10 protein-coding genes are annotated in these 9,669 nt (G+C 24.4%); 3 read left to right on the forward strand and 7 right to left on the reverse strand.

The features are described 5' to 3' along the window. The first annotated feature begins 116 nt into the window (after positions 1-116). Genes RI68_RS00720 through holA form a run of 3 tightly spaced genes read left to right on the forward strand, consistent with a single transcriptional unit; the run spans position 117 to position 2,860 of the window. On the forward strand, positions 117-878 hold the full coding sequence (locus RI68_RS00720) for a YitT family protein (protein WP_017193349.1): 762 nt from the start codon (positions 117-119) through the stop codon (positions 876-878). A gap of 35 nt (positions 879-913) precedes the next feature. Beyond that, positions 914-1,867 carry a site-specific tyrosine recombinase/integron integrase gene (xerA, locus tag RI68_RS00725; protein WP_017193350.1) on the forward strand — a complete coding sequence of 318 codons (954 nt, stop codon included), beginning with the start codon at positions 914-916 and terminating at the stop codon, positions 1,865-1,867. A 30-nt stretch (positions 1,868-1,897) separates the two neighbouring features. Then, entirely contained in the window at positions 1,898-2,860 is a 963-nt protein-coding gene (gene holA, locus RI68_RS00730; protein WP_017193351.1) for a DNA polymerase III subunit delta, read from the forward strand. Here holA and RI68_RS00735 read toward each other — a convergent pair. From RI68_RS00735 to rpsF, 7 genes are all read right to left on the reverse strand, one after another. Further along, complete coding sequence (locus RI68_RS00735) at positions 2,853-3,407, reverse strand: L-threonylcarbamoyladenylate synthase (protein ID WP_017193352.1); 555 nt, start codon at positions 3,405-3,407, stop codon at positions 2,853-2,855. The genes holA and RI68_RS00735 overlap by 8 nt on opposite strands. Continuing rightward, on the reverse strand, positions 3,400-4,476 hold the full coding sequence (gene prfA, locus RI68_RS00740; protein WP_017192412.1) for a peptide chain release factor 1: 1,077 nt from the start codon (positions 4,474-4,476) through the stop codon (positions 3,400-3,402). Before prfA ends, RI68_RS00735 begins: the two co-directional genes overlap by 8 nt. Positions 4,477-4,548: 72 nt before the next feature. Next, positions 4,549-5,913, reverse strand: a complete 1,365-nt coding sequence (dnaB, locus tag RI68_RS00745) for a replicative DNA helicase (RefSeq protein WP_017193353.1) — start codon at positions 5,911-5,913, stop codon at positions 4,549-4,551. Continuing rightward, complete coding sequence (rplI, locus tag RI68_RS00750) at positions 5,906-8,419, reverse strand: 50S ribosomal protein L9 (RefSeq protein ID WP_017193354.1); 2,514 nt, start codon at positions 8,417-8,419, stop codon at positions 5,906-5,908. The genes dnaB and rplI overlap by 8 nt, the downstream gene beginning before the upstream one ends. Positions 8,420-8,528: 109 nt before the next feature. After that, entirely contained in the window at positions 8,529-8,765 is a 237-nt protein-coding gene (gene rpsR / locus RI68_RS00755; protein ID WP_017192415.1) for a 30S ribosomal protein S18, read from the reverse strand. Positions 8,766-8,806: 41 nt separating this feature from the next. After that, positions 8,807-9,211 carry a single-stranded DNA-binding protein gene (locus RI68_RS00760; protein ID WP_017193355.1) on the reverse strand — a complete coding sequence of 135 codons (405 nt, stop codon included), beginning with the start codon at positions 9,209-9,211 and terminating at the stop codon, positions 8,807-8,809. Between the two features lies 1 nt (position 9,212). Next, complete coding sequence (gene rpsF, locus RI68_RS00765; RefSeq protein ID WP_017193356.1) at positions 9,213-9,503, reverse strand: 30S ribosomal protein S6; 291 nt, start codon at positions 9,501-9,503, stop codon at positions 9,213-9,215. Positions 9,504-9,669 lie beyond the last annotated feature (166 nt).

Genomic DNA, 9,669 nt, shown 5'->3' on the forward strand with positions numbered 1-9,669 from the left:
TGAATAATTTATTTTTATAGAATTTTATTTCCATTAGAAAAGAATAAATTATTTCTTTTTAAATGAATAATTTTTAATAAAAATAATAATAGATAAAAAAGGTATATAAGGTATATATGAGCAACTCAGGCAGGCACTTAGAAGAAACAAAAATTATTAATATAAAAAATTTTACATTGTTTTTGACATTATCTTTTATTTATTCTTTATTAGATGTTGTTTTTAGCAGTGGTAATTATAACATTAATTTATATGCAACAGGAGTTCACGGTATTGGCGATGCTATTGCTAAAGTTTTAAAAAGTATTTTCCAAATTAAAAATCCTTTATTTATTGGTTTTTTTGCAACTTCTTTTTATGGAATTGTGAACGGAATTTTATTAATTTTAATTTCTTTTCCGAAATTAGATCGTAAATTCAGCATTACCACTCTTTTAAATAGTTTTTTTATTTTATTTTTTATACTAACATTAACTTATTTAATTAATGATCTAAATTGTTTGGGACTTAAAAATTTTTTTGGTCGTTTCCCAGAAGATAGTGGTTTTGGTCTTTCTTTATTGAGAGTTATGATCGTTGCCATCGTAGGAGGACTTACTTACGGCATTCTTATTGGAAAAGGCAGTTCTAGTGGTGGAATAGATATTATTTCCAAGTATTTAAACATTTATAAGAAAAAAGATATAACTGTAATCACTTGTATTTTGAATTATTTGATTGCTATTATCTCCACTTTATTAATTTATTTTAGTACTGGAAAATTCCAATGGGAATCTATTGTTTTAACTAATTTAGTTAAAATACCTTTAAATACTTTTTTTATATATTTAGCCATTAAAAAAACTAAACCTAAAAAAGAAATGAAAAATAAATTTTAAATAATTTATTTTTAAAGAAAGAAAATGATTTAAAAATGAAATATATTTTAAAAGAATTTGAATTATATCTTTCGGATGAAATTATTTTATCTTTTAATACAGTTAAATCTTATCTAACCGATGTTAAACAATATTTAATTTTTATAGAAAATGAATTAAAATTGAAAGATTTTAAAGAAATTAATAAAGAACATTTTTCTTTGTTTTTGTTTCATATGGCCAATAATAAACGCATAGGGAGTAAAACTTTAGCGAGAAAAATTATCGTTATTAAAAAATTTCATCATTTTTTATTATTAGAAAAAAAAATAGATTATGATATTTCTTTAATGTTTAAAATGCCTAAAATAGATAAAACCTTACCGGTAGTTTTATCTAAGGAAGAGGTGTTTTCCTTTTTAGAACAAGTCAATAAAAATGATTCTATTATCGAAATAAGAAATAAAGCTATTTTTGAATTGATGTATGGTTCAGGTTTGAGAATAACCGAACTGTTAAATTTGACTTTAGATAATCTAGATTTTAAACAATCACAAATTATTATTTTAGGAAAAGGCTCTAAAGAAAGGGTTGTTCCTATTTCCAAATATTCTTCAAACATAATTAAAGAATATTTGGATCTTTCACGTAAATTTTTATTAAAAGATAAAAAAAGTAATTTAGTTTTTTTAAATAATAAAGGTGAACTTTTATCGAGGCAAGGATGTTATAAAATATTCAAAAAGATTATCAAATTAGTAGGGTTATCATCTAAATCTTCCCCTCATACCTTGAGACACTCTTTCGCTACTCATTTGTTAGAAAATGGTATAGATTTGAGGACTTTACAAAACATTTTAGGTCATGAAGATATTTCTACTACTCAAATTTATACTCACATCAGTCAAAAACGTTTAAAAGAGGTTTATTTTCAATTTCATCCTCGAGCTAAAAAGATAAAAAAAATTCCCCCAGTTAAAAAGACTAAAAAGAAGAATAACTTGGATTAAAAAAATTTATAAAAGGATTTTAAAGGGAAAATGCATTCTTTAAATTTATTATTTTATTCACAATTATTTTTTTTAGAGCAAAAAAAAGATTCTTTAAAAAAAGATTGTCAAAAGAATAATTATCAATTTATTAATTATAAAATAGAAAGCGATAATTGTTTACAAGTGATCGAAAAATTAAAACAAGAATTATTTACGAATTCTTTTTTTTTCAATAAAAAAATTATTTTTATTGAAAATATTTCTTTATTATTTCTTCAAAAAGATATCTCTTTTTGGCTTGATTATATTGAAAAACCTAATCCTAATATTATTATGTATATTACTGCGGAAAAAGATAATTTCCCTGTTCATATTAGAAACAAAATAAATAAAATATTTAACGAAGAAAAAGTTATTAATCTTTCTGAAAAAGATTTAATTTCATATGTTTCAGATCTGTTTAAAAAAGATAATTTTTTTATAGAAAAAAAAATAATCCCCCAATTAATTCAAAAAACTAACGGTAATTTATTCTTATTAAATGAAGAAATTAAAAAAATTAAGTTATATCATCATTCGGATAGAGTTATTTTTGATATGAAATTAATAGATAAATTAGTTTACTCTGAAGAAGAACAAAATATTTTTTCTTTAATTTATTCTATTATCGATATTAAAAACCCTATTGATGGTTTTTTAATTTTTAAAGAAATGATGAAACAAAAAACAGATGTTTTTTTAATTATTCATCAAATTTTGAAAAAACTACAAGAACTTATTATTGTTAAAACTTTAAAAAATAAAAAAAAAAGCCAAAAAGAAATAGCTTTTATTTTAAACTTCCCTCCTGCTAAAATATATTATTTAACGAAAGAAAGTCAAACTTTAAACAAAGAAAAAATAACTAATTTATTTTTATCTTTATTAGATTTATCTTATCAAATTAAAAAAGGAGTTTTAGATCCTAAAATTCATTTAGAAATGTTTTTTATGAAAAAAATCTTTATATAAGGGCTTGTTTAATCATATCTAACGAAACATCGCCTTTTCTAATAACTTCCCAAGAAGGAGTAGTTGTATCAATAACTGTGGAAGAAACATTAGAATTTGTTTGTTTATTAGGGTAAATATAATCTACTTGATTTTTATATTTATTAACTATTTCTTCAAAATTATTTAAAGGTGGTTGGCCGCTGTCGTTGACAGAAGTTGCTCTTAAAGGTCCTTCATCTTTTAATATTTTTAAAGCCAATTTATGATTAGGAATTCTAATTCCTAATTTTTTTTCTTTAGTTAATTGATAAAAAGAAGGAGTAGCATTCACGATTAAAGTAAGAGCTCCTGGCCAAAAAAAAAGACTTATTTTGATAATTTTGAGATCTATAATAGCTATATTTTTAACTTGTTCTAACGAATAAAATAAAATAGCTATTGGCTTATTAAGATCTCTTTTTTTAATTTGATAAATCTTTTTTAAACTTTCTGTATCATTGATTTTAGCTCCTATACCATAAACAGTATCAGTAGGAAAAATAATAATTTTATTTTTTTTATTCATTTTTTGAAAATTCTTCTTTTAATTTTTGTTTTTCCATTTCATCAATTAAAGGTTTGATGACTAAATCTATTTTACCTTCCATAAATAAATCTAGTTTTTGAAGTGTTAAACCTATTCTATGATCTGTTACTCTATTGCTTGAATAATCATAAGTTCTGATTTTTTCACTCCTTTCGCCTTTACCGATTAAATTCTTTTTAACATCATTTTTATCTTTTTCTTGTTGAGATTTCATTTGATAAAAAATTCTATTTTTTAATAATTGAAAAGCTTTATCTTTATTTTCGTGTTGACTTTTAGCTGTTTGAGAAGCAACACTTAGACCTGTAGGCAAGTGAGTCAATCTAACAGCTGATTTAGTGGTATTAACTGATTGACCGCCTGGACCACTAGAATTATAAGTATCTACTCTAATATCGTTCCAATTAATATCTAATTCAATATTTTTAGTTTCAGGAATCACTAATACTTTCACGGTTGAAGTATGTGTTCTTCCTTGACTTTCTGTTTCGGGCACTCTTTGAACTCTATGAACGCCTGATTCATATTTTAAAAAGGAATAAATATTTTTACCAGAAATCATTAATTCTACTGAACTAATTCCGTTTTTTAAAGTTTGGGTGAAATTAATGATTTCTGTTTTCCATTTTTTATTTTCCGCGTATTTCATATAAGTACGAAACAAATCTGAAGCAAAAAGGTTGGCTTCTCTACCGCCAATTCCACCTTTAATTTCCATAATAACGTTTTTTTCGTCATCTTCATCTTGTGGTAACAATAATTTTTTTAATTCTCGGAGTTTATTTTGAATTTGTTGTTTTAATTCTTCTTTTTCTGCTTTAGCTAAAATAATTAATTCGTTATCTTTTGGTTCTTCTTTTTTGATGATTTGTTTAGTTTTTTTTAATTCTTCTTCTAAATTTAAATATTGATCATAAACAAAAACAATTATTTGTAATTTATGATATTGTTTTAAAAGTTCAACGTTTTTTAAATTTTCTAAATTATCTGATATTTTTTTTTGTAAATTTAAATAATTTTCTTTTATTAAATTTAATTTATCAAACATTTTCTTCTCCTTGCTAGAATTATTTCTTTTATAAAAAAATATCTATTGATGGTGCTTGTTAATTTATAAAAATTATTCTGGTATTATATCAATTTCTTTAAATAAAAGATAATCTAAATTTAAATTAAAATGTTTTGTACCAGTCGCTCCTTGACGGTTTTTAGAAATAATTAATTCAGTATGGCCTAAATCAACTAAAGGAACGTCTTTTCTGTCTTTGTTATAATAATGTTTTCGATATAAAAACATCACAATATCAGCGTCTTGTTCAATGCTACCAGAATCTCTTAAATCAGATAAAATAGGCCTTTTATCTTCTCTTTTTTCTACTTCTCGGGAAAGTTGTGATAAAGCTAAAACCGGTATTTTTAATTCTCTAGCCATTTCCTTTAAACTCTTAGAAATATCAGAAACCTCTTCTTGACGGTTGAAAAAACCTTGACTATTAGTTTTATTAGCTTTTCTGATTAATTGCAAGTAATCGATAATAACTATATCCAATTTATCTTGTCTTTTTAATTGTCTACATTGAGATCTAATATCTAAAATATTAGCTGCTGCTGAATCATCGAAATATAAATTTAAATCTTGTAATGTTTCGATTGAATAATTAACTTGTTTTAATTGTTGTTGATTTAATATTCCTAATTGAATGTTTTTATGAGAGATTTGGCTTTTAGTGCTTATCATTCTAGAACCTAATTGTTCGTTAGACATCTCTAAACTGAAAATAGCCACAGAAGCTTTGCCGTTTTTATTTTCTTGAGCAATATTAACCGCTATATTCATCATTAAACTACTTTTACCCATGGAAGGTCTAGCTGCTAAAATGATTAATTCTTCTGGTTTTAAACCTAAAGTAATTTCGTCTAAACCGGCATAACCAGTTTTTAAACCGATAATATTATTATTCCTTTTATTTTCAATAGTGAGCTTTCTCACTTCTCTTAATAGATCTTTTAGGAGGATAAATTTATTACTTTTTTTATTTTTAGAAATTTGAAAGAATTTTTCTTCCACACTATTTAAAAACTCTTCATTATGAAGATCAGGATTGCTAAGTCCTTCGTGAACGATAGCAGAAGCTGTTTTAATAATGTTTCTTTTTAAAGCAGCTTCGTGGACCAAATCAATATAAGTATCTAGATGATTTATAGAAGGAATCATATTAGTTAATTTAATTAAATAATTCGTGTTACCTTCTATTTTTTGGTTTTTGTTTTTTAATGTAAGTGAAACGGTATAAAAATCAATTTGTTGAGATTTTTGGTATAATTCTATCATCGCCATAAAAATAAATTGATGATTAATATTAAAAAATTCTTCTGGTTCTAAACGATCAACTACATTAACTATTTGGCTAGATTCTAAAAAAATAATGCCTAAAATAGCTTGTTCTGCTTCTAAATGATAAGGAAGTTTTATATTTTCATTCATTTTTATTTTCCACTACATTAATAATAAAGGACGCCGTTATATCTTTTTTCAAAACTACTGAAGCTTTGTAGATTCCTAAAGAATTGATTTCGCTGTCTAAAACAATTTTTTTCTTGTTAATTAAAATATTGAATTCTTTTAAAAATTCATCCACTATTTGTTTCATAGTGATTTTTCCGTACATTTTTCCTTTTTGACCAACAGTAATTTTTAAATTAATTTGTTTATTATCAATATCTTTTTTTAATTTATTCATTAAAGTAGTATGTTCCAAATCTTGTTGTTCTTTTAGTTGTTTGTCTTTTTCTATTTGTTTAATGTTTTTATCATTAGCTAAAAGAGCCTTTTTTTCTTTAATTAAAAAATTACCATAACCTAGAGTAACTTCGATAATGTCATTTGTATTACCCTTATTTTTAATATCTTCTAATAAAATTACTTTCATATTTTTAGCCCCTTCTTTATATTCTAACGCTAATATATTTTTTAATTTTCCTACAATGATATCAATATTGCTTTCTTTTATTTGAGTTGCTGCACTATTCATATGACCGCCGCCGCCCATTTGTTCCATAATGATTTGAACGTTAACATTTTTATAAGATCTAGCGCTAATACCTATTTCTTTTTCTTGCAAACGACCAACAACAAAAGCTGCCTCAATATTTTGAATATTTAAAATATTTTCAGCTACTTTCGCTAAAAAGGAACGATTTTCTACTATTTCATTACTTTTAACAATGGCGAATCTATCCATATAAATTTCCATATTAGAAATTAATTGGTTCATTTTTAATATTTTAGAAAATTCTTGTCTAAACCAAAATTTTACTTTATCGCTTTCTGCTCCCATAGAAATTAATTGTGAAGCGGCTTCTAAAGTTCTTGAATTAGTACGATAAGTAAAATAATTAGTATCTATTACCATTCCACCATACATAACACTAGCTTCAAAAGGAGTAATATCTATTTTTTGGTTTAAAAAATAGATTAATTCAATTAACATCTCTACAGTGGAAGAAGAGGAAGAATCTATATAAGCAAAAGTGTTAACGATGATTTCATCAGAAGATCTATGATGATCAATAATGATCGTATTAGGTGTTAAATCCAATAATTCTGGACTATTAACGATTTCTTTGTTTTGCGTATCTAAAATAACTAATAAAGAATTTTTATTAATGATATTTTTAGCTTTGGCGGTAGCGATAATATGTTTAGATAATTCCGGTTCTTCTTTTAATAAGTTTTGATAAATAATTTTAAAATTTTGATCCATCTTTTCTTCGTCTAAAATAATATAATGTTCGTAATTATCATTAATAGATAAAGCTATTTTATAAAAAGCAATCATTGAACCCAAAGAATCTAGATCAGGATTAATATGACTCAGAAAAAAACAATTATTATTTTGTTCTAAAAGATCTCTGATAATTTCTGAGTTCACTCTAGCAGACACTTTGGAATTAGTACTTAAAGAAGATTGGGTCGCACCGAAATATTGAATTTTTTGGTTTTCAATATTAACAACTACTTGGTCTCCGCCTCTTTTTTGTGCTAATTCAATCGCGCTTTGAGCGTAAGAAGCTAATCTATTATAAGGTAAATTATAACAAGCTACACCCATAGAAAGAGTGATTTTTAATTTATATTTATTAGAAATATCACGAATCGTTTTTAAGATAGAAAATTTATCACTCATGATATTTTCTAATTGTTGACGGTTTAATAATAATAAAAATTTATCATCTGATAATTGCTTTAAATAACCTTCATATAATTCTACAAAGTCAGATAAAACACTTAAATATTCTGCTTTGATTTGAGATTGTTCAGAAAAGTCCCAATTTTTTAAAGAATCTTCTATATTATCAAAAGATAAAAAAACTAAAACAGGTGTTTTTTGGCGATAAAGACTTTTAATTTTCTCTCTTTCTGTAACATTAAACAAATAAAAAAGATTAAATTCTTTATTGTATAAACAATCAAAAATTTCCTCACCAATAGTTAAAATAGTTTGTGTTTGGTTGGAATTTAATAATTCTTTCATTTTGGGGTGTAAATTTTGTAAAGGAGTATTGATAGTAGGTTTTTTAAAGATTTTATCAGCGTAAGGATTAATCCATTGCATCTCATTAGAAAAAGAATCGATCACTATAATGCCTATCGGCAATTCATTAAAAACTTCTTCACCGATTTGATTGACAAAATAAGATAGTTTGGACCATAAGGAAAGTCTGTTTTGTAATTTTTTAATTTTTAAATGATTTTTAAAATTAAAATAAATGCTAAAAAGGACGAATAAAAATATTATTTGACCCAAAAGGCTAAAAAATAACTTCAAAATATTGCTTTTTATTTCTTCGAATTGTTTTTTAGGATTATCCATTATGTCTTTAATGTTATTATAATCATAAATAGCTAAAATAACGAATACAGAAATTAAAATAATAATTAAGAAGTATTTTTTATAATTGAGATTTTTTTTTCTCAATGATTTGAACATAATTTTTTGTAAACTCACTTTTCTATCATAAATTTTATTTTGAAAAATAATAAATTCTCAATATAAAAAATAAAACAAGCATTATTAACTTGTTTTATTTTTTTTATGATTATTGTATTACAAAAGGCATTAAAGCCATGTGACGAGCTCTTTTGATAGCTATTGCTAAACGTCTTTGCCATTGAGCAGATGTTCCAGTAGTTCTGCTTGGTAAAATTTTGCCTCTATTAGTGACAAATTTACTTAATAATTCTACATCTTTAAAATCGATTCTAGTCACTTTGTTTTGAGTAAAGTAACATACTTTACGACGTTTTTTAAAAAATTTCTTTTTACTTGATTTCATAATCTTTTAACACTTCCTTATATTATCGTTATTTAGTTAAATTAAAAAGGGAATCCATCATCTTCATTAATATTAAAATCTTCTGCTGCTGAATTCTGGGAATCATTACTGTGATTATCTTTGTTTTTTCTAGAATCTAAAAAATGAATAGAATCGCATTGAATTTCTGTTGTGAATTGTTTTTTATCTGTGCCGTTGTCAAAAACGCTAGTTTTAATTTTACCTTCAATACCGATTAAAGCACCTTTATTAATATATTTAGCTAAATTTTCTGCTTGTTTATTCCAAACAACACAACGAATAAAATCAGTTTCTCTAATACCTTCAGAGTTAGTAAAAGTCCTATTAACTGCTAAATTAAAGCGCACTAAAGGAATATCACCGTTAATAAAACGTAATTCTGGATCTTTTGTAATTCTACCTACTAAAACTACTCTATTAATCATTTTAATTATTATCCTCTAATTTAATTGCCATATATCTTATTATTTCTTCAGATATATTAGCTATACGAGTAAATTCAGCTACAACTGTGCTGTTAGAATCAGCTAATAACCAAACATAATAACCTTTGTTGAATTTTTGAATAGGATAAGCTAACTCTTTTAATCCCATTTCTTTCAATTCTGCAACTTTACCCTCTTTTGTAAAAATACCATTAACGTTATCAATAATTTTTTTTACATTTTGTTCTTCTAAATTAGGTTGTAAAATATACATTACTTCATATTTATTCATGATGATAACCTCCTTTTGGTCTTTTGCGGTCTTGTTTAATTCACAAGACAAGAATTTTAAAGGTTTTTTGATTTAAAAAACCTTTAAAAGAAATGCTAATTATTCTAGTATTTCTTAAATTGATCATTGTTATTTCATTTATATAAAAATAAAAAATAATATTTTT

It is taken from the genome of Vaccinium witches'-broom phytoplasma str. VAC, from assembly GCF_000309405.1.
Classification (GTDB): Bacteria; Bacillota_I; Bacilli_A; order Acholeplasmatales; family Acholeplasmataceae; genus Phytoplasma.

Coding starts and splice junctions, on each gene's coding strand:
- RI68_RS00720 (WP_017193349.1), top strand. CDS start 117: ATGAGCAACTCAGGCAGGCACTTAGAAGAAACAAAAATTATTAATATA.
- xerA (WP_017193350.1), top strand. CDS start 914: ATGAAATATATTTTAAAAGAATTTGAATTATATCTTTCGGATGAAATT.
- holA (WP_017193351.1), top strand. CDS start 1,898: ATGCATTCTTTAAATTTATTATTTTATTCACAATTATTTTTTTTAGAG.
- RI68_RS00735 (WP_017193352.1), bottom strand. CDS start 3,407: ATGAATAAAAAAAATAAAATTATTATTTTTCCTACTGATACTGTTTAT.
- prfA (WP_017192412.1), bottom strand. CDS start 4,476: ATGTTTGATAAATTAAATTTAATAAAAGAAAATTATTTAAATTTACAA.
- dnaB (WP_017193353.1), bottom strand. CDS start 5,913: ATGAATGAAAATATAAAACTTCCTTATCATTTAGAAGCAGAACAAGCT.
- rplI (WP_017193354.1), bottom strand. CDS start 8,419: ATGTTCAAATCATTGAGAAAAAAAAATCTCAATTATAAAAAATACTTC.
- rpsR (WP_017192415.1), bottom strand. CDS start 8,765: ATGAAATCAAGTAAAAAGAAATTTTTTAAAAAACGTCGTAAAGTATGT.
- RI68_RS00760 (WP_017193355.1), bottom strand. CDS start 9,211: ATGATTAATAGAGTAGTTTTAGTAGGTAGAATTACAAAAGATCCAGAA.
- rpsF (WP_017193356.1), bottom strand. CDS start 9,503: ATGAATAAATATGAAGTAATGTATATTTTACAACCTAATTTAGAAGAA.